The organism is Streptomyces sp. NPDC052109, assembly GCF_040680195.1.
Lineage (GTDB): Bacteria > Actinomycetota > Actinomycetes > Streptomycetales > Streptomycetaceae > Streptomyces.
Genome location: NZ_JBFAWF010000001.1, coordinates 309,331 through 334,323 on the forward strand (window position 1 = coordinate 309,331; position 24,993 = coordinate 334,323).

Consider the following 24,993-nt stretch of genomic DNA (forward strand, 5'->3'; position numbering starts at 1 on the left):
ATGACCAGCACCGACCTGCATCTGCCCAGGGGCGCCACCGCGAACGCCCAGTATCTCGTCGACATCGACCCCAAGTTGGCCGGCTGGACGCACAGCAGTCTGCGTGTGGTCGGGCTGGCGCCGGGTGGCACACATACGTTCACCACAGGGGACAGTGAGTGGATCGTGCTTCCCCTGCAAGGCGGATGTACCGTACAAATTGACAGCGCATCAAGGGAGAAGGGCGAGTTCCAACTCCTGGGTCGGGAGAGCGTGTTCGCGGACGCCTCCGACTTCGCGTATGTTCCCCGGGACGCCCGGGTCCAGATCGCCTCCGGCGCGGGAGGCCGCTTCGCCCTGGCAGGAGCGAAGTGCGAGCGACGACTCCCCGCCCGCTACGGCCCCGCGCCGGAGGTCCCCGTCGAGGAGCGCGGCAGCGGCTCTTGCGCACGCCGAGTGCGCAACTTCGCCTCCGCCGACTCCTTCGACTGCGACAAGCTGATCGCCGTCGAGGTGCTCACCCCCGGCGGCAACTGGTCGTCGTACCCGCCGCACAAGCACGACGAGCACCGGCCGGGCGCGGAGTCCGAGCTGGAGGAGATCTACTACTTCGAGATCGACGGCCCGAACGGTCTCGGCTACCAGCGTGTGTTCCCCTCGCGCGAGGGTGGCGCGGACGTGCTCGCCGAGGTCCGTTCCGGTGACGCCGTCCTCGTGCCCGACGGCTGGCACGGCCCGTCCATCGCCCAGCCCGGGCACGACATGTACTACCTGAACGTCATGGCCGGCCCGGGCGAGACCCGGGAGTGGCGGATCTGCTTCCACCCCGACCACGCCGAAAGCACAGGGGGCTACCGATGACGATCCGGCTGACCGTCGCCCAGGCACTCGTCCGTTTCCTCGCCGCCCAGTACACCGAACGCGACGGCGAGCGGCAGCGGCTGATCGGTGCCACCTGGGGCATCTTCGGCCACGGCAACGTGGCCGGACTCGGCCAGGCACTGATCGAGTACGCGGACGTCATGCCGTACCACCAGGGCCGCAACGAGCAGTCCATGGTGCACGCGGCGGTCGGCTACGCCCGCCAGTCGAACCGCCTGTCCACGCACGCGGTGACGACGTCGATCGGGCCGGGTGCGACCAACCTGGTCACGGGCGCCGCCCTCGCCACCATCAACCACCTCCCGGTCCTGCTGCTGCCCGGCGACGTCTTCGCCACTCGCCCCGCCGACCCCGTCCTGCAGCAGCTGGAGGTGCCGTACGCGGGTGATGTCTCGGTCAACGACACCCTGCGCCCGGTGTCGAAGTACTTCGACCGGGTCACCCGCCCCGAGCAGCTGGTCCCGAGCGCGCTGCAGGCCGTGCGGGTCCTCAGCGACCCGGTCGAGACCGGCGCGGTCACCCTCGCCCTGCCGCAGGACGTGCAGGCGGAGGCCTTCGACTGGCCGGAGGAGTTCTTCGCCGAGCGCGTGTGGCCCGTACGCCGGCCGGGCGCGGACCCGACCGAGCTGGCGGAGGCGGTCAGGGCCGTACGGGAGGCACGACGGCCGCTGGTCATCGCGGGCGGTGGGGTCCACCACAGCCGCGCCGAGGCGGCCCTCGCCGAGTTCGCGGCGGCCACCCGCATCCCGGTCGCCTCCACGCAGGCCGGCAAGGGCTCCCTGCGCCACGACCACCCGCAGGACGTGGGCGGGGTCGGCCACACCGGCACCGCGACCGCCGGCGAGCTGGCCCGCACGGCCGACCTGGTGATCGGGGTCGGCACCCGGTACACCGACTTCACCACGGCTTCCGGCACCCTCTTCCAGAATCCGGGCGTCCGCTTCCTCAACCTCAACGTCGCGTCCTTCGACGGCCACAAGCTGGCCGGCATCCCGCTGATCGCGGACGCCCGCAGCGGTCTGGGTGAGCTGACCGAGGCGCTGGTGATGCACGGCCACGAGGTGGCGGAGTCGTACGTCACCGAGTACACCGAGGACAAGGAACGCTGGGAGCAGCGCGTCGACGCCTGCTTCGAGGCCGCCGAACCCGATGTACGGCCGACCCAGCCGCAGGTCATCGGGGCCCTGGACGCCCTGGTGGACGAGTCGGACATCATCATCAACGCGGCCGGCTCGCTCCCCGGCGACCTGCACAAGCTGTGGCGGGCGCGGTCGTACGACCAGTACCACCTGGAGTACGGCTACTCCTGCATGGGCTACGAGATCCCGGCCGCCCTCGGGGTGAAGCTGGCCGCGCCGGAGCGGAACGTGTGGGCGCTGGTCGGCGACGGCACGTATCTGATGATGCCGACGGAGATCGTGACGGCCGTGCAGGAGGGCGTCGCGATCAAGATCCTGCTGGTACAGAACCACGGGTACGCGTCGATCGGCGGGCTCTCGGAGTCGGTGGGCGGGGAGCGGTTCGGCACCGCCTACCGGTTCACCTCGGACGACGGCACCTTCACGGGCGCCCCGCTGCCCGTCGACCTGGCCGCCAACGCGGCCAGCCTGGGCATGCGGGTGCTGCGCGCGAAGACCGTACGGGAGCTGCGCGCGGCGCTCGCCGACGCGCGGGCCGCCGACATTCCCACATGTGTCTACGTGGAGACCGAAACGTCCGACACTGTGTCGGGCGCGCCCGAAGCGCAGGCCTGGTGGGATGTTCCTGTGGCCGAGACCGCGACCCGATCGCCGGCGGTCAAGGCACGTGAGCTGTACGAACGGCACGTCTCGACCCGACGCCGCCATCTGTAATAAGGAGTCTCTCGGCATGACGAAGATCGTCAACCACTGGATCGGCGGCAAGACCGCCGAAGGCGCGTCGGGCACGTACGGGCCGGTCACCGACCCGGCGACCGGCGCGGTCACCACGAAGGTCGCGTTCGCGTCGGTCGAGGAGGTGGACGCGGCGGTAGCGGCCGCCAAGGACGCCTTCACGACGTGGGGCCAGTCCTCGCTGGCCCAGCGGACCACCATCCTCTTCCGGTTCCGCGCGCTGCTCGACGCGCACCGCGACGAGATCGCCGAGCTGATCACCGCCGAGCACGGCAAGGTGCACTCGGACGCGCTCGGCGAGGTCGCCCGTGGCCTGGAGATCGTCGACCTGGCCTGCGGTATCAACGTGCAGCTGAAGGGCGAGCTGTCCACGCAGGTCGCCAGCCGCGTCGACGTCTCCTCCATCCGTCAGCCGCTCGGTGTCGTCGCCGGCATCACGCCGTTCAACTTCCCGGCGATGGTCCCGATGTGGATGTTCCCGATCGCCATCGCGTGCGGCAACACCTTCGTGCTGAAGCCGTCCGAGAAGGACCCGTCGGCGTCGATCCGCATCGCCGAGCTGCTGAGCGAGGCCGGGCTGCCGGACGGCGTCTTCAACGTCGTCCACGGTGACAAGGTGGCCGTCGACCGGCTGCTGGAGCACCCGGACGTCAGGGCGGTGTCGTTCGTCGGCTCCACGCCGATCGCCCGCTACATCCACACCACGGCCTCCGCGCAGGGCAAGCGGGTGCAGGCCCTGGGCGGCGCCAAGAACCACATGCTGGTCCTGCCGGACGCCGACCTGGACGCGGCGGCCGACGCCGCGGTGTCCGCCGCCTACGGCTCGGCGGGCGAGCGCTGCATGGCCATCTCGGCCGTCGTGGCCGTGGGCGCCATCGGGGACACGCTGGTGGAGAAGATCCGCGAGCGCGCCGAGAAGATCAAGATCGGTCCGGGCAACGACCCGGCGTCCGAGATGGGCCCGCTGATCACGAAGGCGCACCGCGACAAGGTCGCCTCCTACGTCTCCGGCGCCGCCGCCGAGGGCGCCGAGGTGGTCCTGGACGGCACGGGCTACACCGTCGAGGGCTTCGAGGACGGCCACTGGATCGGCATCTCGCTGCTGGACAAGGTGCCGACCAGCGCCAAGGCCTACCAGGACGAGATCTTCGGCCCGGTCCTCTGCGTCCTGCGCGCGGACACGTACGAGGAGGGCGTGGCCCTCATCAACGCCTCCCCGTTCGGCAACGGCACGGCGATCTTCACCCGGGACGGCGGCGCGGCCCGCCGCTTCCAGCTGGAGATCGAGGCCGGCATGGTGGGCGTGAACGTCCCGATCCCGGTCCCCGTCGGCTACCACTCCTTCGGCGGCTGGAAGGACTCGCTCTTCGGCGACCACCACATCTACGGCAACGACGGCACGCACTTCTACACCCGCGGCAAGGTCGTCACCACCCGCTGGCCCGACCCCGCCGACGCCCCGGCCGGCGTCGACCTGGGCTTCCCGCGCAACCACTGAGCCGTAGCAGTCGTACGGTGCCCCGTCCTCCGCGTGGGAGAGGGCGGGGCACCGGTGTGTCCAGCCCCGCCGGCGCCACATCGCCGGCTCGACCGCGGCGCAATGACATGTATGCGATCGAGGAGCCGGTCCGGATAGCGGACGGCTGACATTTTTTTGAAACGTCGGCTGCGGTTCTCGTTCAGCGCGGACGAAACGGGTGATGAAGGGATTGCCGCCAGATCTCCTTTGAAAGCAAGGTCAGATTTGCCTGCGGCTTGATGGATGACGCTATAGGGCGTCGCCGCCTGCGAATCTGATCCACCGTGAGGCCGTCCGTGAGTGCGGATTCCGAAGGTAAACGGCCATTGACGCGGCGGTTTTCGTCGGGGTTCGCTATGCAGCGCCGGGAGCGGACGAGACCAGCGCAGGACGATCCGCCGGAGGCGATAGCGCTCCCGACCCCCACCCTCAGCCGTACGAGTCGATCGGAACCGCCGCATGACCGACACGCTCCCGAAGTCCGTGGCCGACACCGCGCCCGCCCAAGCACCGGGCCTGAAGCGGTCCATCGGGGTCGTCGGCGGCACCCTGCTGACGCTGTCCTGCGTCACCCCCGCCTCCACCCTCTTCGTGATCGTGCCCGACCTCTTCTCCAGCCTGGGAACGGCAACGGCGCTCTGCATCGCCATCGGCGCGCTGCTCTGCATCCCCGTGGCGTTCTGCTACTCGGAGCTGGGCACCCTCATCCCCAGCGCGGGCGGCGAGTACGCCATCGTCTCCACCCTGGCCGGACGGCTCGCCGGCTGGCTGGCCTTCGTGATGTCGCTGCTCGTCGTGATGATCGTCCCTCCGGTCATCGCCATGGGCACCGCCGACTACCTCGCCCCGGTGGTCCACCTCGACCCCTCGTGGACGGGCGCCGGCGTCATGCTCGCCGCCACACTCGCCGGTCTGCTGGACCTGCGCGCCAACGCCTGGATCACCGGCATCTTCCTGGTCCTTGAGGTCGTCGCCGCCGGAGTCGTCGCCCTCCTCGGCTTCACCCACGCCCACCGCGGCGCGAGCAGCCTCGGCTCGATGCAGGTCGCCGGCGAGCACGCCCACGTCAACCCGGTCACGGCCATGATGGTCCTCTCCGGGCTCGCCATCGCCCTCTTCGCCACCCAGGGCTTCTCCACCGCCGTCTACCTCTCCGAGGAGCTGGAGAACCCGCGCCGCAACGTCGCCCGTACGGTCCTCGCGACCCTCGCCATCTCCAGCGTGGTCATCCTGGTGCCGGTCGTGGCGATCACCCTGGGCGCCGGTGACCTGAACGCCCTGACCGGCGGCGACATCTCCAGCATGGTCATCGCCTGGAGCAACTCGGCCGTCGGCACCTTCGTCAGCCTGTGCGTCGCCCTCGCGATCATCAACGCGGGCATCGTCATGGTCATCCAGAACTCCCGTGTCCTGTTCGCCTCCGCCCGCGACAAGGCCTGGCCGTCCCCGGTCAACAACGCCCTCGCCAAGCTCGGCCGGTTCGGCTCCCCCTGGGTCGCCACGCTCGTCGTCGGTGTCCCGGGCGCGTTCCTCTGCTTCGTCAACCTGGACACCCTCTACGGCGTCACCGGCGTTGCCGTCACCGGCCTGTACCTGCTGGTCGCGATCGCCTCGCTGCTCTCCCGGCGCGGCGCGCACGGCGGCAAGAGGGCGTGGCGGATGCCGCTGTGGCCGGCGATGCCGATCCTGCTGATCGCCGTCCTCGTCTACGTCCTGGTCGAGCAGGACCTCTCGTACCTGCTGTGGACCGGCGGCATCACCGCCGTCGCCACCCTTTACTGGGCCTTCTACCTCCGCCCGCGCCGCGAGACCCGCTGGCTGGTCTCGCTCCCGGAGGACGTCCGGCTCGCCGAGGAGGCGCCGGTCGCCGTGGACGCTCCGGTCGCCGGGCTCACGCCGGTCGCCGAGGGTGCGCAGGCCTGATCCGCGGCCTTCCGTCGTCCTTGCCGCCCGCACCGCGACAGGCGGCAAGGACGACGTCGTTTCCGGGCCCGGATCCGGCGCGTGCCGTAACGGCGCCCCGCTCGGTACCGCCGCTGGTGTACGCCGGTCAGGCCCCGTACTTCTCCGGGAGGGGCCGCGGTTCAGCCCAGCGGCCCCATCGGTTGTCGGTGGCGGCCCGTACCGTTGAGGCATGGATCTTCGGGTGCCTTCCGTGCGAGGGCTGCTCAAGGGGCCGCGCCGGCTCGTCGCCGCCGCGGCCGCCGTCGTGGTGCTCGCCGGCGCCGGGACGTGGACGGCGGCCGTCGCCTCCGACGACACGCGGGCGGTGCGCACGAGCGACCAGGTCATGCCGGTCGACGGCGTGCGCCTGGACACCTCGTTCTTCACCCCGGCAGGCGGCGGCCGCCGCCCCGCCGTCCTGCTGGCGCACGGCTTCGGCGGCAGCAAGAACGACATGCGGCAGCAGGCCGAGGACCTCGCCCGGGACGGCTACGCGGTCCTGACCTGGTCCGCGCGCGGCTACGGCAAGTCCACCGGCAGGATCGGGCTCAACGACCCCAAGGGCGAGGTCGCCGACGTCTCCCGGCTCATCGACTGGCTGGCGAAACGGCCCGAGGTCCAGCTCGACGGGCCGGGCGACCCGCGCGTGGGCATGGCCGGTGCCTCCTACGGCGGCGCGATCTCCCTGCTCACCGCCGGTTACGACCACCGGGTCGACGCCATCGCCCCGGCGGTCACCTACTGGAACCTCGCGGACGCCCTGTTCCCGGACGGCGTGTTCAAGAAGCTGTGGACCGGCATCTTCTTCAACAGCGGCGGCGGCTGCGCCCACTTCGAGCCCGAGCTGTGCCGGGTCTACGACCGCGTCGCCGAGTCCGGCATCCCGGACCGGGCCGCCCGCAAGGTCCTGGAGGAGCGCTCGCCGTCCGCCGTCGGCTCCCGCATCAAGGTGCCCACGCTGCTGGTGCAGGGCCAGACCGACTCCTTGTTCACCCTGAGCCAGTCCGACGCGGCCGAGAAGGCGATCCGGGCCAACGGCGCTCCCGTGGACGTCGACTGGATCGCGGGCGGCCATGACGGCGGTGACATGGAGACCGGCCGGGTGCAGGCACGCGTGCGTGCGTGGTTCGACCGGTATCTCAAGGGCGACAAGAGCGCCGGCACCGGGCCCGCTTTCCGGATCACCCGCACCGGAGGCGTGAACTCCACCGACGGCACCGCCCAGCTGCGCGGCGCGACCGCCGACGCCTACACCGGCCTGCGCGACCACCCGCGCGGCATCGCCCTGACCGGCCGCACCCAGCACGTCACCAGCCCGGCCGGCGCCAGCCCGCCCGGCATCTCCGCGCTGCCCGGCCTCGGCGGCTCCGGCGGCCTCACCCAGCTGTCCGCGCTCGGCGTCGGCGTCTCCCTCGACTTCCCCGGCCAGCACGCCACGTTCGACTCGGCGCGCCTGACCCGCGACCTGCAGATCACCGGCACCCCGACCGCGACCGTCCATATCACCTCCACCAGCGACGACGCCGTCCTCTTCGGCAAGGTCTACGACGTCGGCCCCGGCGGCACCCAGCAGGTCCTGCCCTCCCAGCTCGTCGCCCCCTTCCGGGTGACCGGCGCCAAGTCCGGCAAGGACGTCACGGTCACCCTTCCGGCGATCGACCACGAGGTGCGGAAGGGCCACCGGCTCCGCCTGGTCCTCGCCTCCACCGACCTCGGCTATGCCTCACCGACCGCCCCGGCCACCTACACCGTCTCCCTCAAGGGAGACCTGAGCGTGCCGACGGCGCCGGCCGTCACCACCGCCGCGGCGCCCCTGCCCGCCTGGGTGTGGTGGCTTCCGGCGGCCGGAGCGGTGGCCGCGCTCGCCCTGCTGCTCACCGGCCGCCGCCGCACGGCCGGCCCCGCACCGGACCCGGAGTCGGCCGAAGTCCCGCTGGTGATCAAGGACTTGAGCAAGCGGTACGCGAAGTCCGCCGACCGGTACGCGGTGCGCGAGCTGTCCTTCCGGGTGGAGAAGGGCCAGGTGCTCGGCCTGCTGGGACCCAACGGCGCGGGCAAGACCACGACCCTGCGGATGCTGATGGGCCTGATCACCCCGGACGACGGCGAGATCCGCGTCTTCGGCCACGCCATCCGGCCCGGCGCTCCCGTGCTGTCCAGGGTCGGCGCCTTCGTGGAGGGCGCGGGCTTCCTGCCGCACCTGTCCGGCCGCGAGAACCTGGAGCTCTACTGGAAGGCCACCGGCCGCCCGCCGGAGGACGCCCACCTGGACGAGGCCCTTCAGATCGCCGGCCTCGGGGACGCGCTCGCCCGCGCGGTGCGCACCTACTCGCAGGGCATGCGCCAGCGTCTCGCCATCGCCCAGGCCATGCTCGGCCTGCCCGACCTGCTCATCCTCGACGAGCCCACCAACGGCCTCGACCCGCCCCAGATCCGCGAGATGCGCGAGGTGATGATCCGCTACGCTGCCGCGGGCCGTACGGTGATCGTCTCCAGCCATCTCCTCGCCGAGGTCGAGCAGTCCTGCACCCACCTGGTGGTGATGGACCGCGGCCGGCTCGTCCAGGCCGGCCCGGTCGCCGAGATCGTCGGATCCGGCGACACGCTGCTGGTCGGCACCGCCGTGCCCGTGGACGAGCCGGTCGCGGAGAAGGTGGCCGCGCTGGCCGGCGTCGCCTCCGCCGTGCGCACCGACGACGGGCTGCTCATCCGGCTGGATCCCGGCGGCACGGCCCAGCGGCTGGTCGTGGAGCTGGTGCGGCTGGACGTGCCCGTCAGCTCGGTCGGCCCGCACCGCCGCCTCGAAGACGCCTTCCTCACCCTGATCGGGGGTTCAGCATGAGCACGCTCACCGAGGTCGCCTCCGGCTTTTCGACGCGGCACACCCTGCCCCTGCGCGTCGAGCTGGTCCGCCAGCTCAAGCGGCGCCGGACCCTGATCATGGGTGCCATCCTCGGCCTGCTGCCGTTCGTGCTGCTCATCGCGTTCGCGATCGGCGGCGACCCGTCGAGCCGCGACGGCCGGATCACCCTGATGGACACGGCCACCGCGTCCGGCGCCAACTTCGCCGCGGTGAACCTGTTCGTGTCGGCCGGCTTCCTGCTGGTGATCCCGGTGGCCCTGTTCTGCGGGGACACGGTCGCCTCGGAGGCGAGCTGGTCCTCGCTGCGCTATCTGCTCGCCGCGCCCGTGCCGCGCGCCCGGCTGCTGTGGTCCAAGCTGGTCGTGGCGCTCGGGCTGAGCCTCGCCGCGATGATCCTGCTCCCGGTGGTCGCCCTGGCGGTCGGCACGGCGGCGTACGGCTGGGGGCCGCTGCAGATCCCGACGGGCGGTGCGCTGGACACCGGTACGGCGGTGCAGCGCCTGGCGGTGACGGTGGCGTACGTCTTCGTGTCCCAACTGGTCACCGCCGGACTGGCGTTCTGGCTGTCGACGAAGACGGACGCCCCGCTCGGCGCGGTGGGCGGCGCGGTCGGCCTGACCATCGTGGGCAACGTGCTGGACGCGGTCACCGCCCTCGGACACTGGCGCGACTTCCTGCCCGCCCACTGGCAGTTCGCCTGGGCCGACGTCGTCCAGCCGCAGCCGGAGTGGTCCGGCATGATCCAGGGCGCCGCGATCTCCCTCACGTACGCCCTGGTGCTGTTCGCCCTGGCCTTCCGGGGGTTCGCCCGCAAGGACATCGTCTCCTAGGCCCCGTCGGCCCCATTGACCTTTCCTTACCAATGAGTAAGTTGGCGCAGCGGCAGAGACCTTCGCAGGGCGCGAGCCGGGAGCCGCCATGAGCGTACGCAGGGACCTGAAACGGGCACGGCAGCGCACCGACCTCGCGGCGCGCGGCTCGCTGGAGATCGTCAGGGACGCCGACGGCACGGTGCGCGAGGTCCGTGCCGCCGCCCTCGCACCCCCGCTCGGCACCGGCTCCATGGCCGATCTGCCGTTCGCGCACGCGGCCGAGACCCCGGACGCGGTGCTGTTCCGCCGCCGCGCCCAGGGAGCCTGGCACCCGGTGACGGCGACCGCGTTCGCCGCCGAAGTGGCCGCCGTCGCCAAGGGTTTGATCGCGGCCGGCCTGGAACCGGGCGGCCGGGTCGCGGTCATGTCCCGCACCCGCTACGAGTGGACCGTCCTGGACTTCGCGATCTGGGCGGCCGGCGGCCAGTCCGTGCCCGTCTACCCCACCTCCTCCGCCGCACAGGTGGAGTGGATCGTCCGCGACTCCGGTGCCCGGTACGTCGTCACCGAGACCGCCGAGAACACCGCCACCGTCGTCACCGGCACCGCCGGCCACGCCCGTCCACCGCGCCTGTGGCAGCTCACGCGGACACCGGACGCCGCCGCACCGGACGCCGCCGCACCGGACGGCGCCCTCGCCGACCTCGGCGTCCTCGGCGGTGAGGTCCCCGACGGCGAACTCGCCGAACGCCGGGCCGCGTTGACGCCCGACACCATCGCGACCGTCTGCTACACCTCCGGCACCACCGGACAGCCCAAGGGCTGCGTCCTGACGCACGGCAATCTGCACGCCGAGGCCGCCAACACCGTCGAGCTGCTGTACCCGGTCTTCCAGGCCGTCACCGGCCGGACCGCCTCCACCCTGCTCTTCCTGCCCCTCGCGCACATCCTCGGCCGCACCCTGCAACTGGCCTGCCTGCTGGCCCGCATCGAGACCGGCCACTTCCCGAGCGTCAAGCCGGACGAACTGCGGCCCGCACTCAAGGAGTTCCGGCCGACCTTCCTGGTCGGGGTGCCGTACCTCTTCGAGAAGATCCACGACACCGGGCGCGCCACCGCCGAGAAGATCGGCCGGGCCGCCTCCTTCGACCGCGCCGAGCGGATCGCCGTGCGCTTCGGCGAGGCGTACCTGCGCAAGTTCCTCGGCACCGGCAAGGGCCCGAGCCCCGGCCTGTACGCCGCCTGGGCGCTGTACGACCTGCTGGTCTACCGCCGCATCCGCAAGGAGCTGGGCGGCCGGATGCGGTACGCCATCAGCGGCGGCTCCCCGCTGGACCGCGACCTGAACCTGTTCTTCCACGCGGCCGGCATCGTCGTCTACGAGGGCTACGGCCTGACCGAGACGACGGCCGCCGCCACCATCGTGCCCCCGCTCAGCCCCCGCCCCGGCACGGTCGGCCTGCCGATCCCCGGAGTCGCCGTACGCCTCGCCGACGACGGCGAGGTGCTGGTCAAGGGCGGGGTGGTCTTCGGGTCGTACTGGAACAACGCGCGGGCCACGGACGCCGTCCTGGCGGACGACTGGTTCGCCACCGGCGACCTGGGCTCCCTCGACGAGGCCGGCTATCTCACCATCACCGGCCGCAAGAAGGACATCCTCGTCACCTCCGGCGGCAAGAACGTCTCCCCGGCCGTCCTGGAGGACCGGCTGCGCAGCCGCGCGCCCGTCGGCCAGTGCGTGGTCGTCGGCGACAACCGGCCCTTCGTCGCCGCGCTGATCACGCTCGACCCGGAGGCGGTCGCGCACTGGCTGTCGGTGCGGAAGCTGCCGCCGGACACCCCGCTGCCGGAGCTGGTTCACGACGAGCGGCTGCGCGCGGAGGTGCAGAAGGCGGTCGACTACGCCAACCAGGCCGTCTCGCGCGCCGAGTCGGTCCGCGCCTTCGCGCTCGTCGAGGGCGAGTTCACCGAGGACAACGGGCTGCTGACGCCGTCGCTGAAGGTGAGGCGGCACGCGGTGACGGCGGCGTACGCCGAGGAGATCGAGGCGCTGTACCGGAGGTGACCCACGACGAACGGCGGCGGATCACCGGAGGGAACCGGTGATCCACCGCCGCGGGAGCGACTTGCTCAGCTGTGGTCGGCGCCGTTGCCGGACAGGGCGGAGATGTCGTCCAGGATGTGCGACAGCGCCTCGTCGCCCTTGGCCTGGGTCGAGTTCTCCGTGCACTGCTGGTTCTGCGGCGAGGACAGGACCGGGATGTCCTGGACGCCGACGTTGACGAACGCCAGGAGCGACTGCGCGTTGAGCTTGGCCGGCAGGCCGACGCAGGGCTTGTTGAGCGAGCCCTGGACCAGCGAGAGCTGCGGGCTCATGTCGCCGAAGGTCGCCGAATTGCCGAATTCGGACTTGGCGCCGTTGCCGCTGAAGGACGTGGTGCCGTGGTCGTTACCGATGGCGAGGGCCTGGGGGGCCGCCGCACCGGCGATACCGGCGACGGAGGCGGCAACAGCCGCGGTTGCCCACAGCTTCTTCATGGTGGTTTCCCTTTCGAAAGGCGGACTCCGGGGAGGAGCTGCGTGATCGTCAACGGGCGGAACACCGCCCTGGTTGCGGCGTTTGCCCCGTTTGGAGCAATGCAGTGCGATCACTGCATGAGCGCCCCGTCCGGCGCCGGGTGACGGCGGGGCGGGGCTGGACACGGCGACGGGCCGGCGATCGCTCGGCGGCCCGTCGGGAGCCCCGCGGGGCCCGGGGAGACTCAGCTGTCCTTGGCGCCGTTGCCGGACAGGGCGGAGATGTCGTCCAGGATGTGCGACAGCGCCTCGTCGCCCTTGGCCTGGGTCGAGTTCTCCGTGCACTGCTGGTTCTGCGGCGAGGACAGGACCGGGATGTCCTGGACGCCGATGTTGAGGGCGGCGGCGATCGACTGGGCGTTCAGCTTCGCGGGCAGGGCGATGCACGGCTTGTTCAGTGAACCCTGGATGAGCGCCATCTGGGGGCTCATGTTGCCGAACGTGGCGGAGTTGCCGAACGACTGCTTGGCGTCGTTGCCGCTGAACGAGGTGGTGCCGTGGTCGTTGCCGATGGCCAGGGCCGGCATCGCGGCGGTGGCGGAGAAGCCGACGACGGACGCGGCGACCGCGGCGGAGGCCAGAACCTTCTTGATCACTTGCTATTCCCTTCTGCAGAAACCCCGTCCACCGGAGCGTTCTGGTCAACTACCCCCGGAGGGATCGGTTCCTCCGCTTCACTCCGATGGCTCAACGAGAACGCCGACGGACGCCCCGCACGGCGGGCCGGGAATTCCACCTGTTCCGTGGCGCCGAACGCTCCGATCGAGTGACGCCCCGCAACCAAACCCCACGGTGCGGGTTGATGCGGGGGCAGGAACGTACGTCTTGGCGAGGAGCCAGGAGAGGAAAGCGAAATGCTGAAAAAGGCAATGGCCGCGGCAGCGGTCGCCGCGTCCTTCGTCGGTGTGTCGGCGGCGGCAGCCCCCCAGGCGCTTGCCATCGGCAACGACAGGGGCACCACGTCGTTCAGCGGCAACGACGCCCGCGAGACGTTCGGCACCAACGTGACCAAGGGCAAGATGAGCCCGCAGGCGACGCTGGTCCAGAGCTCGCTCAACAAGCTCTGCGTCGGCCTGCCGGTGAAGGCGAACGTCCAGTCCCTGTTCGCCTGGTTCGCCAACGTCGGCGTCCAGGACATCCCGGTCCTGTCCTCGCCGCAGAACCAGCAGTGCACGGAGAACTCGACCCAGGCCAAGAACGACGAGGCGCTGTCGCACATCCTGGACGACATCGCCGTACTGTCCGGCAACGGCGCCAAGAACAGCTGACACCGGCCGTTCACGGGGCTGCCGCCCGAAATCGTCGCCTTGTCGTATCCGCGCGGCTTCCGCCGTCGTGTCAATTACCTGAAGGCGTTCGAGTGAATTCCGGGACGGCGCGCGTTCCATAGTTTCTTCTGCTGTCTATCCCTCGTTTTACAGCCCGCCGGTCATGGTGCGAGCCGTTCAAGCTGTGCTCGCTCGGTTTCGGCCGTCATAGGGGCATGACCGCAGAGAAGGGAAATCTTTCATGAAGAAGAGCGCTGCTGTCGTCGCCGGCGCGATCCTGGCCCTCGGCGGGGCCGCCCCCGCCTTCGCCGACGCCGGTGCCGAGGGCGCCGCCATCGGCTCCGCGGGCGTCCTCTCCGGCAACGTGATCCAGGTCCCGATCCACGTCCCGATCAACGTCTGCGGCAACACCGTGAACGTCATCGCGCTGCTGAACCCGGCGTTCGGCAACGCCTGCGTGAACCACTGACGCTCGTCGCTCACGACCCACCAGCCACCGGCTGTGTTCTGGCCGGCCCCGGACCGTCGATCCTTCGTTCCGGGGCCGGCCTTCCCACTCTTCGAGCAGGAAGACAACGAGATTGCGACAGACCCTCAGCAAGGGCATGGTCGTGGCCGCCGCCGCCGCGACCGGCGTGCTGTCCTTGTACGGCAGCCCGGCGCTCGCCGACTCCCACGCGCACGGTGCCGCCAAGGGCTCACCCGGCGTGCTGTCCGGCAACAGCCTCCAGGTTCCGGTCCACGTCCCGGTCAACGTCTGCGGCAATTCCGTGGACGCGGTCGCGGCACTGAACCCGGCGTTCGGCAACGCCTGTGCGAACGACCACGGTTCCCAGGGCCGCCACGGCCTCCTGCCCCGCCATGCGCGCGGTGACTCCGACGACGACTCCGGTCACGACCTCGGCGGCCACGGCGACCAGCCGAGCGCCGGCAGCGAGACCACGGCGCCCCCGTACGGCGACGAGGAGACCACGGCGCCCCCGTACGGCGACGAGGAGACCACGGCGCCCCCGTACGGCGACGAGGAGACCACGGCGCCCCCGTACGGCGACGACGAGTCCACCCCTCCGCCCTACGGCGGCGACGAGTCCACCCCGCCCGGCGGCCGGCACAGCACGCCGCCCAGCAGTGGCCACTCGACTCCGCCCAGCCGGGTGGAGACCACTCCGCCGTCCCTCCCGCACACCGGTGGCGACGCCCGGGCCATGTTCGCGACCTCGGCCGCCAGCGCCGCGCTGATCGCGGCCGGTGCCGTCCTGTACCGGCGCGGCCGGGCCACCTCCCGCCGGTAACGTGCCGGGTGCCACAGCCCCACGCCCCACAAGGGCGCGGGGCTGTGCCCGTGCGCGGGCCCGCTGCGACGGGCCGGCGGACTCCCCGACGGCCTGTCAGGGCAACGGCGCCTCCAACGGAGTGTCCTCGCCACGCCGTCCCGCCGGGATGCGCCAGTCGGCCGGACCCGTGCGCAGCCGCCGCCGCACCCCGCGCACCAGCGTGCCCGCCGTGAAGGTCGCGCCGTACACGAACCGCATCGCCGGGCCGAAGCCCGCGGCCGTGACCAGACCGGCCAGGAACAGACCGGGGTACGACGACTCGAACTCCGGCCCCACCTGCGGCGCCCCGTCGACGCCCGTGGCCAGCAGCGCCCGCAGCTCGGGGGAGAGCAGCCGCAGCCGGTCACGGGTGGCCCGGAAACCGGTCGCCGCGATGACGTGCCCGGTGCGCAGCACCTGCGCCCCGCCGCGCCGGGTCGCCGTCTCCAGCTGGAGCCCGCCCGGCACCTCACGGGCCGTCACCACCTCGTGGCCGAGCAGCACCTCCACCCCGCGCTCCACGCGCTCGCGCACCCACCAGGCGCCCGCCGGGCCGAGCGCGTCCGCCGCGATCCGGGTCCGGGTGCGTTCCGGCAGCCTCCGGTACAGGCCGGGCCGCTCGGCGTAGAACCAGTTGCGCCAGCCGGGGCCGAGGCCGCTGTGCGGGGAACGGACCGAGCGCCACCAGGGCTGCTGCCACGGCGGCGGCTCGTCGTTCCAGCACAGCCGGTCCGCGCGGGCCAGCACCCGCACCCGGGTGCCCTGGTCGGCGAGGAGCGCGGCCGTCTCCAGGGCGGCCTGGCCGGCGCCGACGACGGTGACGTCCTGGTCGCGGAAGCGCTCGAGGCCGGCGTGGTGGCTGCTGTGCGAGACCAGGGCCGGAGGCAGGTGGCGCAGGGCGGCCGGGATCTCGGTGAACGGCAGCACCCCCACGGCCAGCGCGACCGTCCGCGCGGCCAGCGTCTCCCCGTCCTCCGTGACGGCCTCGAAACCGTCGGCCCCGGGCGTCAACCGGGTCACCGTCCGCTCGTCGACCGCCGGTACGGCGTTGCGGGCGAACCACAGGCCGTACTCGGTGAACACCTCCAGCGGGAGCGGCACGGCGTGCCGGGCCGTCAGGCCGCGGAAGGCGCAGAAGACGTCCAGCCGCCAACGGCCCTCGGGGTCGGACAGGTTGGACGCCCGCGGTTCCGACTTCAGGAACATGCCGCGCGGCATGTGGTCGCGCCAGGACGCCATGGGCCGTCCGAGGACGCACACGTCCAGCCCGGCCGTCGCCGCGTGCGACGCGATGGACAGGCCGTACGGCCCGGCACCCACCACCAGCAGGTCGTACATCAGCAACTGCTCGCTTTCTCGTCGTCACGGAAGTCGTCGGACAGGCCGGTCGGCCCGGTCGGGTCGCCCGGCGCGGTCAGGTCGCCGGCGACGGTCGGGTCGCCCGGCGCGGCCAGGTCGTCGGGCTCGGCCGGGCCGGACGGGGCGGGCAGGTTGGCGGCGGGAAGGGACGGCCACGGTGACGCGGGGGTCGCGGCAGGGGCGCGACGCAGGGCGTTCGCGGTGATCCGGCGCGCCACGTGCCGGCCCCACAGCGCCCACATCGCCAGGCCCGGAGCCCGGTCGTCCGCCGCGTACCAGGCCAGCTCCCGGCCGCCGGGCGCGGCACGCAGCGCCGCCAGCGGCGCGTAGTTCTCCACCACGAACTCCCGCCCGGCCGGCGGCACACCGTCCGGCACCGGACGGTGTGTCAGGTCCAGGTGCAGGGCGCGTACGACGTCCAGGCCGGCGCGGTCGGTGAACAACCGGAACTGGGCGCCGGGGCGGGGGTTGAAGTCGAGCAGGTGGTAGCGGCCGGTGCTGCCGCAGCGGCGGAAGTCCAGGTCGAGGATGCCCCGGTAGCCGAGGGCACCGACGAGCCGCTCGGCCAGCGCCTGCACCTGCGGGTTGGGCGTCCACTGGCCGATCGCGGTCAGCCCGGCCCCGCGTGGCCAGGCCAGGTGCTTGCGGCCCGGGCCGCCTGCCCGGACGGTCCCGGTGCGGTCGGCGTACCCGTGGAAGAACCAGTCGCGGTCACGTCCCGGCGGCAGGAACGCCTGGAGCAGGAGCGGGCTGCCGGCTTCCGCGGTGCGCAGATACAGCTCCCATGCCTCGCGCGCCGAGTGCACCAGCGTGGTGGAGCGCAGCCCGCTGCCGGCCGGCACCAGCCAGGGCCGGCTCCACTTGGCCACCAGGGGCAGGCCCAGCCGCCAGGTGGCGGCCGCCGCGTCCTTGGCGTTGTCCGGGACCAGGGTCACCGGATGCGGTACGTCGGCGGCGGCGCACACCTCGGCCAGTTCCGCCTTGTCGGCGACGCGTTCGGGCAGTGCGCCGGGCTGACGCGGCAGCAGATAGCCGGGCGCCAGCTCCTCGCGCAGCCGGCCGGTCGCGATGGCGCTCGCGTCGTCCATCGGGATCAGCACCGCGGGCCGCCCGATGCGGGCCGCTACCCGGCGCAGCACCGCGACGATCTCCCCGGGGGATGCGCCGGGCCGCGGTGGGGGATGCATCTGACGTACGAAGCGCGACACGCGTACGGGACTGCCCGTGGTATCGGCGACGACATGCACCTCCACTCCCGCCCTGCCCAGCGAGCGCACGGCGCCGAGGGTGCCGTGATGAAAGGGGTTCCGGTCGATCCGCAAAAGCACCGCGGGGACCTGGATGTCCAGCAACGACACGGGTTTTCTCTTCCTTCTCGTTCCGTTCGCCCGTGCGGGGGTTCGGGCCACCTGAAAGCCGCAACCGCACTGGCGGAATGCACATTGATATGACTGTGTGTCAGTAACAGGAAATGCACGGCGAGGGCGCAGTCGAGCGGAGAGAGGAGCGGACATGGCCGCACAGCAGGGCGGGGCCCGGTCCCGGCGGTTGGCCGTCGTGGCGGTGACGGCCGTCGCGTCGGTCACCCTGGCGGTCGGCCCGGGTTTCGCCGCGGGTCCGGGGGCGGCGCAGGCCGCCGAACCACCCGCTCCGGCCCCCACCACCCCCGCACCGGCCCCACCGGTCGTCCCGGCACCGGTCGTCCCGGCACCGGTCGTCCCGGCACCGGTCGTCCCGGCACCGGTCGTCCCGGCACCGGTCACACCGGCTCCCGCGCCCGCCAAGGCCGCGGTGCCGCCGTTCGGCGCCTTCCTCGACTCCGGTCCGCTCGGGGTCGCGCGCATGGCCCAGTTGAGCCACTGGCTGGGCGGGACCGAGCTGAAGGTCGCCCACACCTATCTGCCCGGCAACCGCTGGTCGGACATCGAGGGCTCGCCCGGCTTCCTGGACGTGTGGGCGCGGTGGCGGCGCGACAAGGCCGACCGCACGCTCGTCCTCAACGTGCCGATGCAGGAGCGCAACGAGGACGACCTCTCCGACGCCCAGGTGCGACGGCTGCTCCGGCAGGGCGCGGCCGGCGCGTTCGACCAGCACTTCAAGGCGCTGGCCGAGCGGCTGGTGGACCTGAAGGTGCCGGACACGGTGATCGTGCTCGGCTGGGAGATGAACGGCACCACCTACACGCATCGCTGCGCTCCCGACCCGGCCGGCTGGAAGACGTACTGGAACAGGATCGTCACCACCATGCGTTCGGTTCCGGGCCAGAAGTTCCGTTTCGACTTCACGCCGAGCCGCGGCCGGGACGCCGTGCCGTGGACCGAGTGCTATCCGGGCGACAGCACGGTCGACATCGTCGGAATGGATTCCTACGACCAGCCGGGCGGAATGTCGTTCGACGAGCAGGTGAAAGAGCCCTACGGCCTGCAGCAGCAGGTGGATTTCGCGAAATCCCACGGCAAGCCGATTTCCTATCCGGAATGGGGACTCTTCCGCAACGGTGACGACCCCGAGTACGTGAAGCGCATGCTCGCCTGGATCGACGAGCACAAGGCGATGTACAACACGCTGACCGACTACTGCCCGCACGGCGTGTGGCAGTGCGCGGACAACCCCGCGTCGGCGCGGGTCTACCGCACGGCCCTGTACGACCGCACCGAGGAGCCGGTCCCGGCACCCACGACACCCACGCCTACCCCGAAGCCCACCCCGCCGTCCAAGCCCCCGGCGAACTGCTCGCCGCTGGACCTCGGCGACTGGGTGGAGTACTGGCTCGGCGGGAAGCTCTGCATCCGCTTCGACTGGTGGTCGAGGAGCCGCTAGCCCTGCCGGCGGTCCCGCCATCGGTGCAGCACCTCCTTGCCCCGCTGCCGGGCGGTCGCGTCGCACAGCGCGGCCGTCAGCAGCGGGGTGGTGCGGCGCCGCGCCAGGAGCAGCCGCCGGTTCACGACCGGTTCGGGACGCCAGTGGTGCTTGTACGGCTCGTCGCCGCGCAGCAGGCTCAGCGTGCCGCGCCCGCTCAGCAGCTCCGTGCAGGCGTCCAGCAGCATCACGGCCACGTCCGCCTTGCGCTCCCGCAGGCCCGGATGGGCGCCGTACAGATAGCCGCCGGCCAGGCCGCGCGAGAGCAGGGTCAGGTCGACGGCCACCACCTCGCCGTCGATGCGGAACTCGGTGACCGCCGCATTCCCCGAGCGCACCATGGGACCGACCGCACGCACCAGATGCGCGCGGAAGCGGGGCTGGAGATGCTCGGACGTCACCTTCCGGTCCTGCCACTGCAGCCGGTGCAGCTCCAGCAGCCGGCCGAGCGCGGCGTCCACGTCCTGTGGATCCACCGTCCGCCGCTCCACACCGAGCGCGGACAGCTTGCGCAGCTTGGCCCGCACCCGCTGCTGGGCCTTGTTCGAGGGCAGCCGGGCCACCAGACCGTCCATGGACACGGGGGGCAGCTCCAGGCACAGCGAGTCGGCCACCGTGCGGCGCGGCCCGCGCCAGCGGTCGTAGACCCGCTCCACCGCGGCGCCCGGCCGCACCTCGCGGAAATCGATCAGCGCCGTGCACGCCGCGTCCGCCAGCGCCTCGGTGAGCGCGGCGGCCGCTCGGCCGCCGTCGCCGTCGTCCAGCAGGACGTCCGTGTAGTCGGAGATCGCCCCGCCGAGCGGCACCAGTGCCGGCACCGGCCGGCGGACCAGCATCAGCGGCGCGACGGCCACGAGTTCGCCGCCGGAGCGCACCAGCAGCAGCCTGAGCCGGTCGCGCCTGCCGTACGACAGCCACCACGAGTGCAGCCAGGCATGGCTCTGGAACGGGGTCGCCGCGGCGCACCGCTCGTACAACCGCGTCCAGTCCGGGGCCAGCGCGGCGAAGCCGGCCTCTTCGGTGACGAGTTCGGCGGTACAGGTGGGGCGCGCCGTCTCGATGGCCGTCACAGCGAGCGGTGCGCGTCGGCGGCGACGGCCGGGCCGGGCACCGAGGCCGGGCGCACGAGCTCCTCCTCCGGCCGGCGCCTCGGCCGGACCAGGAGGGCGAGCGCGCCGAGCAGCCCGCCCGCGCTCGCCCCGACCAGACCGGTCACCTCGGCGGAGGCCGAGGACGGCGCGGATGGCTTCGCCGCGCGGGAGAACTGCAGGAGCTCGACGTGCGTGTCGTCCTTGGTCTCGTTGGCGTGCTGGATGAGCGCGCGGGCCACCGCGTTGGCCATGTCGGCGGCGTCGGCCCGGCGGGGGGAGACCGCGGAGACCGAGACCATCGGGGCGTCCGGCGAGGTCTCGGTGCGCACGCTGTTGCGCAGGGTGTTCACCGGCACCCCGGCCCACATCTGGGCGTCGCCGAGCACGGCGAGCTGGGTGGCGACCCGGCCGTAGGCCTGCGCGAAGCCGAGCGCGGAGGCGGTGTCGGACTTGTCGGTGGGTACGGCGATGACATAGCTGGTCGCCGTGTACGCCGGCGGTTTCAGCACGCCGTACGCGCCGCCGAGCGAACCGCCCGCGAGCACCCCGGCCGCGACCAGCGACCAGGACGGCAGTGCGCGGAGGCGCGAGGGGCGGGCGGTGCGGGGGTTCTCGGTCATGAGGGGTCTGCTCCCTGCTGGACGGGGACCTGGACGGGGAAGGGGGGAGCCGCGAGCGCCGCCGCGTAGACGTCCATCAGCCGGGCGGCGCTGCGGGTGATGCAGTAGTGGCGGGCCGCCTCGGGGGCGGTGCGCGGGCCGGGCCCCGCGGCGCGGATCCCGGCGAGGGCGCGGGCATAGGCGTCGGCGTCGCAGGGGACGTGCACCGCGTCCGGCGCCGCCTCGGGCGGCAGGTCCTGCAGAGCCGGGCAGGAGTCGTAGCGCACCGGCAGGCCGGCGGCGAGCGCCTCCACGACCGCGAGCCCGAACGCCTCCTCCGGGGAGGGCGCCGCGAGCACGTCCATCGCCGAGGTCAGCGCGGGCAGGTCCGGGCCCGGGGTGCCGTCGGCGAGACAGGGCCGCTCTCCGGCGAACACCACCCGGCCGGCGACCCCCGATTCCGCCGCCCTGCGCCGCAGGGCGCCCTCCTCCGGTCCGCCGCCGACCAGCAACAGGTGGGCGTCATGCGGCAGTCGGGCCAGGGCCTGGATCAGGACGTCGAAGCGTTTGCCGGGGACGAGCCGGCCGATGCCACCGACGACGAACGCGTCGGCGGGCAGCCCGAGCCGGTCGCGGGTGTGCCGCCGGGCCTCCGGGTCGAAGGCGAACCGCGTCAGGTCGATGCCGTTGGGGACGACCGCGATCCGTGGCTCGGGCACTCCCCAGCGGGCGAGCCGTCCGGCGACCGTGGGGGAGACGGCCACCGTGGAGCGGCCCAGCCGTTCACCCAGCAGATACAGGCCGCGGACCGTCGCGGTGAGCGGCCGGCCCTCCATCTGCGAGTCGCCGAGGGAGTGCTCGGTGGCGACGACCGCGCGGACCCCGGCCAGCCGGGCGGCGACCCTGCCGTACAGGCAGGCCCGGTAGAGGTGCGTGTGCACGAGGTCGTAGCGGCCCTGGCGGACGATCCGGGCCAGCCGGGGCAGCGCGGCCAGATCCCGGTTGCCCCGCATGCCGAGGTGCAGCACCCGCACGCCGTCGGCCCGCAGCCCGTCGGCCACCGGGCCGGGGTTGGTCAGCGTCACCACCTCGCACTCCACCGGCAAGTTCCGTAGCAGCAGCCGCAGCTGCTGCTCGGCGCCGCCGACGCCCAGTCCGGTGATGATGTGCAGCGCCCTCACCGCAGCCCCTCGACCGGACGGCGGCGCAGCCGGTGCAGCCGGTACTTCAGGAACAGGCGTACGGCGGTGTCGTTCTGCCCGATGTGCACGCGCGGCAGGACGTGCGGGCCGTTCAGTCCGGCGGGGTCGATGGCGCAGGCGTAGCCGTAGCCGGCCGCGCGTACGGCGTCCACGACGCGCCGGTCGACCGTGCCGTACGGATAGCAGAAGCCGGTGACCTGGGTGCCGGTCAACTCCTCCAGCAGGGCGCGGCTCTCGACGGTCTCGTCCTTGAGCCCGGCGTCGTCGGCCCGGGTCAGGTCGACGTGGGTGAGGCCGTGCGAGCCGATCTCGACGCCCGCCTCGGCGGCGCGCCGGATGCCGTCGGCGGTCAGCAGCGGCCGGCGCGGGCCCAGTGGATCCCAGGCGTTGACGCCGCCGAGCCGCCCGGGCAGTACGAACACAGTCGCCGTACAGCCCCAACGTGCGAGCAAAGGAAGGGCGTTGAAGGTGAAGTCGGCGTACCCGTCGTCGAAGGTGAGCCCGACCAGGTCCCGGCCCTCGCCCCGGGCGCGGGCCGTGAGCAGCTCGGTCACCGACACCCCGCGCAGCCCCCGTCGGCGCAGCCAGCGCAGCTGCCGCTCGAGGCGGGCGGGCGTGACCGTGATGCGGTACGGGTCGTCGGAGCAGTCGCCGACCGCGTGGTACATGGCGATCCACGGGACCGGGCCCGTTCCGGCCGGCCGGCGTCCGGCCGCGGTCTCAACGCAGGACATGGGCGAGCCTTCGGGTGAGGGTGCGTACAGAGCGGAGTGCGGGTGCGCAACCCTGGGCGCCCAGGGCCGCGCAGAGCAGGACGAACACGACGGTCACGGTGGCGCCGCCGGCGGCGAGCCCGGCGAGCGGTGCCGCGGGCAGCCGGGCGACCAAGGTGCCGGCCGCGGCGGCGACCGCGGCGGCCCGCAGCGGCCGGCTCAGCTCGCGCAGCACGAGCGGCGTCCGGACGGGAACGCTCCGGTGCCCCATGCCCGCCAGCAGCAGCACGGCGGTGACGGTGATGCCGATGGCGTTGGCGGCGGCGATCCCGGTGACCCCCCATGAGCCGACCTTCCAGACGCCGATCCAGGACGTGACGGCGATCCCGGCGGTCATCGCGCCGACCGGGAACCAGGTGGCGCGGCCCGCGGAGAAGTACGAGCGGACCAGGACGCCGGTCAGCGTCTGGCCGAGCAGGCCGAGCGCGTACACCCGCATCACCTCGGCGGTCGCCGCGGTGTCCTGGGCGGTGAACGCGCCGCGCTGGAACAGCAGTCCGATCAGCTGCGGAGCACAGGCCAACACCGCGGCCGTACCGAGCAGCACCAGCGTGGCGGCCAACGCGAGGTCCCGCTCCACCCGGGCCCGGGCGCGCCCGGTGTCACCCTCGGCCAGCGCCCGCGCGACCACCGGGAAGGTGACGGTGCACAGCATCATCGACAGCGACATCGGGATCTGCGCGACCTTCTGCGCGTAGTTCAGGTGCGAGATGGCCCCGTCGGGCAGGTTGGAGGCGAGATACCGCTCGATCAGCACCTGCGACTGCCGGCACAGCGCGAACAGCAGCACGGTCGTCATCAGCGGTACGTCCAGCGGCTGCGCCCCGGCCGCCGTCCCCGGTCTCGCGTCGCCCGTACGACGCCCCCGCAACTCCCTTACAAAAGTGGGAAGTTGTACGAAAACCATCAACAGCCCGCCCGCCGCGACCCCGAACGCGGCCGAGCGCACGCCCAAGTGGCCGCCGAGCGCGTACATCCCGACGATGACGGCGAGGTTGTAGGCGACGTAGATCGCGGCCGGCGCCAGGAAGCGGCGGTGGGCCCGCAGGGCCGCGCTGCCGTACCCGGCGAGGCCGAAGCTGAGCACACAGGTCGCGGTGAGCCGGGTGCAGTCCACGGCGAGGCCGGGGGCGGACAGGCCCGGTGCGAGCGCCGCGACGATCTGGGGTGCCGCCACCGCCAGCAGGCCGCCCACCGCCGTGAACGCCAGTGCCAGCCGGGGCAGGGTGCCGGCGACCAGCGACCGCACCGGGTCCCCCGGGGCGCCCTGCCCCCGGCGGGCCAGCGCCCGGCTGAACGCCGGGATCAGCGCGATGGCCAGCCCGTCCTCGATGAGCAGCGTGGCCGCGAACTCCGGCACGGTCCAGGCCACCAGAAAGGCGTCGGTGTCCCGCCCGGCCCCGAACAACCGGGCCAGCGACTGATCCCGCACCAGCCCGAGCAACGACCCCGCGACCGACAACGAGGCGGTCACCAGCGCGGCCCGCGCGAGAAAACGCCGGGTGGGAGAGGAGGCCTCGCCGGCCCCCGCACCGCTGTCCTCGATGCCGGGGCTCTCCCCCGGCGCGTCGACGGCGGGTGACGTGCCGGCGGCGGCTGTCCCAGGTCGCCCTCCGGTGACCGAGTCCGGCTGCGGGTCGGTGGGGTGGGTCCGGTCCGGCAGGGGGTTGGCGGGTGTGGTCCGCCGAGCGTCGGTGGGTGTGGTGGGTCGGGCACCTGTGGGCGCGGACGGCTGGGGACCGGCCGCTGAGCTCGGCAGGGTGCCGCCGGGTGCGGATGGCCCGGGTCGGGTGGTCGGGGCCGGCGGGGCCTCGGCGGGTGCGGAGGGTTGGGGATCGGTGGTCGGGGTTGGCAGGGCCTCGGCGGGCGCGGACGGCTCGGGTGGGGTGGTCGGGGCCGGCGGGGCCTCGGCGGGTGCGGACGGCTCGGGATCGGCCGTCGGGGCCGGGAGGGTACCGATGAGGGGGGACGACCCGAGAGCGATGGTCGGGGTTGGCAGGGCCTCGGCGGGCGCGGACGGCTCGGGTGGGGTGGTCGGGGCCGGCGGGGCCTCGGCGGGTGCGGACGGCTCGGGATCGG

At 72.7% G+C, this 24,993-nt stretch carries 20 protein-coding genes; 11 read left to right on the plus strand and 9 right to left on the minus strand.

The features are described 5' to 3' along the window. The 7 genes from iolB to AB0L59_RS01435 all read left to right on the plus strand — a co-directional run bounded on the left by iolB (window position 1) and on the right by AB0L59_RS01435 (window position 11,938). Window positions 1-840, plus strand: a complete 840-nt coding sequence (gene iolB / locus AB0L59_RS01405; RefSeq protein ID WP_365577998.1) for a 5-deoxy-glucuronate isomerase — start codon at window positions 1-3, stop codon at window positions 838-840. Next, window positions 837-2,714, plus strand: a complete 1,878-nt coding sequence (gene iolD, locus AB0L59_RS01410; RefSeq protein ID WP_365578000.1) for a 3D-(3,5/4)-trihydroxycyclohexane-1,2-dione acylhydrolase (decyclizing) — start codon at window positions 837-839, stop codon at window positions 2,712-2,714. Before iolB ends, iolD begins: the two co-directional genes overlap by 4 nt. Before the next feature lie 16 nt (window positions 2,715-2,730). Continuing rightward, a complete protein-coding gene (gene mmsA, locus AB0L59_RS01415; protein WP_365578002.1) occupies window positions 2,731-4,233 on the plus strand; it encodes a CoA-acylating methylmalonate-semialdehyde dehydrogenase in 1,503 nt (500 codons plus the stop codon). Between the two features lie 480 nt (window positions 4,234-4,713). Next, entirely contained in the window at window positions 4,714-6,177 is a 1,464-nt protein-coding gene (locus AB0L59_RS01420; protein ID WP_365578004.1) for an APC family permease, read from the plus strand. Window positions 6,178-6,388: 211 nt separating this feature from the next. Continuing rightward, window positions 6,389-9,040: a CocE/NonD family hydrolase gene (locus AB0L59_RS01425; RefSeq protein ID WP_365578006.1), complete on the plus strand. Its 2,652-nt coding sequence runs from the start codon at window positions 6,389-6,391 to the stop codon at window positions 9,038-9,040. Further along, a complete protein-coding gene (locus tag AB0L59_RS01430; protein WP_365578007.1) occupies window positions 9,037-9,891 on the plus strand; it encodes an ABC transporter permease in 855 nt (284 codons plus the stop codon). The genes AB0L59_RS01425 and AB0L59_RS01430 overlap by 4 nt, the downstream gene beginning before the upstream one ends. Before the next feature lie 88 nt (window positions 9,892-9,979). Beyond that, complete coding sequence (locus tag AB0L59_RS01435) at window positions 9,980-11,938, plus strand: AMP-dependent synthetase/ligase (RefSeq protein WP_365578009.1); 1,959 nt, start codon at window positions 9,980-9,982, stop codon at window positions 11,936-11,938. Between the two features lie 65 nt (window positions 11,939-12,003). On the opposite strand, the gene AB0L59_RS01440 is transcribed toward AB0L59_RS01435, so the two are convergent. Both AB0L59_RS01440 and AB0L59_RS01445 read right to left on the minus strand, forming a co-directional pair. Continuing rightward, complete coding sequence (locus AB0L59_RS01440; RefSeq protein WP_365578011.1) at window positions 12,004-12,411, minus strand: rodlin; 408 nt, start codon at window positions 12,409-12,411, stop codon at window positions 12,004-12,006. 224 nt (window positions 12,412-12,635) lie between these two features. Further along, the gene (locus AB0L59_RS01445) at window positions 12,636-13,046 is read right to left on the minus strand and encodes a rodlin (RefSeq protein ID WP_365578013.1); all 411 of its coding nucleotides are present in this window, start codon (window positions 13,044-13,046) and stop codon (window positions 12,636-12,638) included. 258 nt (window positions 13,047-13,304) lie between these two features. Here AB0L59_RS01445 and AB0L59_RS01450 point away from each other — a divergent pair, with 258 nt between their 5' ends. From AB0L59_RS01450 to AB0L59_RS01460, 3 genes are all read left to right on the plus strand, one after another. Beyond that, entirely contained in the window at window positions 13,305-13,718 is a 414-nt protein-coding gene (locus AB0L59_RS01450; protein ID WP_365578015.1) for a rodlin, read from the plus strand. A gap of 241 nt (window positions 13,719-13,959) precedes the next feature. Continuing rightward, entirely contained in the window at window positions 13,960-14,187 is a 228-nt protein-coding gene (locus AB0L59_RS01455; protein WP_365578017.1) for a chaplin, read from the plus strand. A 112-nt stretch (window positions 14,188-14,299) separates the two neighbouring features. Next, window positions 14,300-15,010 carry a chaplin family protein gene (locus AB0L59_RS01460; protein ID WP_365578019.1) on the plus strand — a complete coding sequence of 237 codons (711 nt, stop codon included), beginning with the start codon at window positions 14,300-14,302 and terminating at the stop codon, window positions 15,008-15,010. 96 nt (window positions 15,011-15,106) lie between these two features. Here AB0L59_RS01460 and AB0L59_RS01465 read toward each other — a convergent pair whose 3' ends face one another. Both AB0L59_RS01465 and AB0L59_RS01470 read right to left on the minus strand, forming a co-directional pair. Further along, the gene (locus tag AB0L59_RS01465; RefSeq protein WP_365578021.1) at window positions 15,107-16,369 is read right to left on the minus strand and encodes an FAD-dependent oxidoreductase; all 1,263 of its coding nucleotides are present in this window, start codon (window positions 16,367-16,369) and stop codon (window positions 15,107-15,109) included. After that, window positions 16,369-17,748: an ATP-grasp domain-containing protein gene (locus AB0L59_RS01470; RefSeq protein ID WP_365578023.1), complete on the minus strand. Its 1,380-nt coding sequence runs from the start codon at window positions 17,746-17,748 to the stop codon at window positions 16,369-16,371. Before AB0L59_RS01470 ends, AB0L59_RS01465 begins: the two co-directional genes overlap by 1 nt. Before the next feature lie 154 nt (window positions 17,749-17,902). Here AB0L59_RS01470 and AB0L59_RS01475 point away from each other — a divergent pair, with 154 nt between their 5' ends. Further along, the gene (locus tag AB0L59_RS01475) at window positions 17,903-19,210 is read left to right on the plus strand and encodes a glycosyl hydrolase (protein ID WP_365578025.1); all 1,308 of its coding nucleotides are present in this window, start codon (window positions 17,903-17,905) and stop codon (window positions 19,208-19,210) included. Here AB0L59_RS01475 and AB0L59_RS01480 read toward each other — a convergent pair. The 5 genes from AB0L59_RS01480 to AB0L59_RS01500 are packed head-to-tail and all read right to left on the minus strand — an operon-like array spanning window position 19,207 to window position 24,460. Then, window positions 19,207-20,310: a GNAT family N-acetyltransferase gene (locus AB0L59_RS01480; RefSeq protein ID WP_365579454.1), complete on the minus strand. Its 1,104-nt coding sequence runs from the start codon at window positions 20,308-20,310 to the stop codon at window positions 19,207-19,209. The genes AB0L59_RS01475 and AB0L59_RS01480 overlap by 4 nt on opposite strands. A 5-nt stretch (window positions 20,311-20,315) precedes the next feature. Continuing rightward, window positions 20,316-20,960: a lipopolysaccharide biosynthesis protein gene (locus AB0L59_RS01485; RefSeq protein WP_365578027.1), complete on the minus strand. Its 645-nt coding sequence runs from the start codon at window positions 20,958-20,960 to the stop codon at window positions 20,316-20,318. After that, on the minus strand, window positions 20,957-22,120 hold the full coding sequence (locus AB0L59_RS01490; RefSeq protein ID WP_365578029.1) for a glycosyltransferase: 1,164 nt from the start codon (window positions 22,118-22,120) through the stop codon (window positions 20,957-20,959). Before AB0L59_RS01490 ends, AB0L59_RS01485 begins: the two co-directional genes overlap by 4 nt. Next, a complete protein-coding gene (locus AB0L59_RS01495; protein WP_365579456.1) occupies window positions 22,117-22,809 on the minus strand; it encodes a polysaccharide deacetylase family protein in 693 nt (230 codons plus the stop codon). The genes AB0L59_RS01490 and AB0L59_RS01495 overlap by 4 nt, the downstream gene beginning before the upstream one ends. A gap of 52 nt (window positions 22,810-22,861) precedes the next feature. Next, window positions 22,862-24,460, minus strand: a complete 1,599-nt coding sequence (locus AB0L59_RS01500) for a lipid II flippase MurJ (protein ID WP_365579458.1) — start codon at window positions 24,458-24,460, stop codon at window positions 22,862-22,864. Window positions 24,461-24,993: the final 533 nt, after the last annotated feature.

Bases quoted from the DNA above. Each gene is read 5' to 3' on its own strand.
- AB0L59_RS01435 (WP_365578009.1), top strand. From the start codon at position 9,980: ATGAGCGTACGCAGGGACCTGAAACGGGCACGGCAGCGCACCGACCTC.
- AB0L59_RS01430 (WP_365578007.1), top strand. From the start codon at position 9,037: ATGAGCACGCTCACCGAGGTCGCCTCCGGCTTTTCGACGCGGCACACC.
- AB0L59_RS01450 (WP_365578015.1), top strand. From the start codon at position 13,305: ATGCTGAAAAAGGCAATGGCCGCGGCAGCGGTCGCCGCGTCCTTCGTC.
- iolB (WP_365577998.1), top strand. From the start codon at position 1: ATGACCAGCACCGACCTGCATCTGCCCAGGGGCGCCACCGCGAACGCC.
- AB0L59_RS01440 (WP_365578011.1), bottom strand. From the start codon at position 12,411: ATGAAGAAGCTGTGGGCAACCGCGGCTGTTGCCGCCTCCGTCGCCGGT.
- AB0L59_RS01420 (WP_365578004.1), top strand. From the start codon at position 4,714: ATGACCGACACGCTCCCGAAGTCCGTGGCCGACACCGCGCCCGCCCAA.
- iolD (WP_365578000.1), top strand. From the start codon at position 837: ATGACGATCCGGCTGACCGTCGCCCAGGCACTCGTCCGTTTCCTCGCC.
- AB0L59_RS01495 (WP_365579456.1), bottom strand. From the start codon at position 22,809: ATGTACCACGCGGTCGGCGACTGCTCCGACGACCCGTACCGCATCACG.
- AB0L59_RS01475 (WP_365578025.1), top strand. From the start codon at position 17,903: ATGGCCGCACAGCAGGGCGGGGCCCGGTCCCGGCGGTTGGCCGTCGTG.
- AB0L59_RS01485 (WP_365578027.1), bottom strand. From the start codon at position 20,960: ATGACCGAGAACCCCCGCACCGCCCGCCCCTCGCGCCTCCGCGCACTG.
- mmsA (WP_365578002.1), top strand. From the start codon at position 2,731: ATGACGAAGATCGTCAACCACTGGATCGGCGGCAAGACCGCCGAAGGC.
- AB0L59_RS01455 (WP_365578017.1), top strand. From the start codon at position 13,960: ATGAAGAAGAGCGCTGCTGTCGTCGCCGGCGCGATCCTGGCCCTCGGC.
- AB0L59_RS01425 (WP_365578006.1), top strand. From the start codon at position 6,389: ATGGATCTTCGGGTGCCTTCCGTGCGAGGGCTGCTCAAGGGGCCGCGC.
- AB0L59_RS01465 (WP_365578021.1), bottom strand. From the start codon at position 16,369: ATGTACGACCTGCTGGTGGTGGGTGCCGGGCCGTACGGCCTGTCCATC.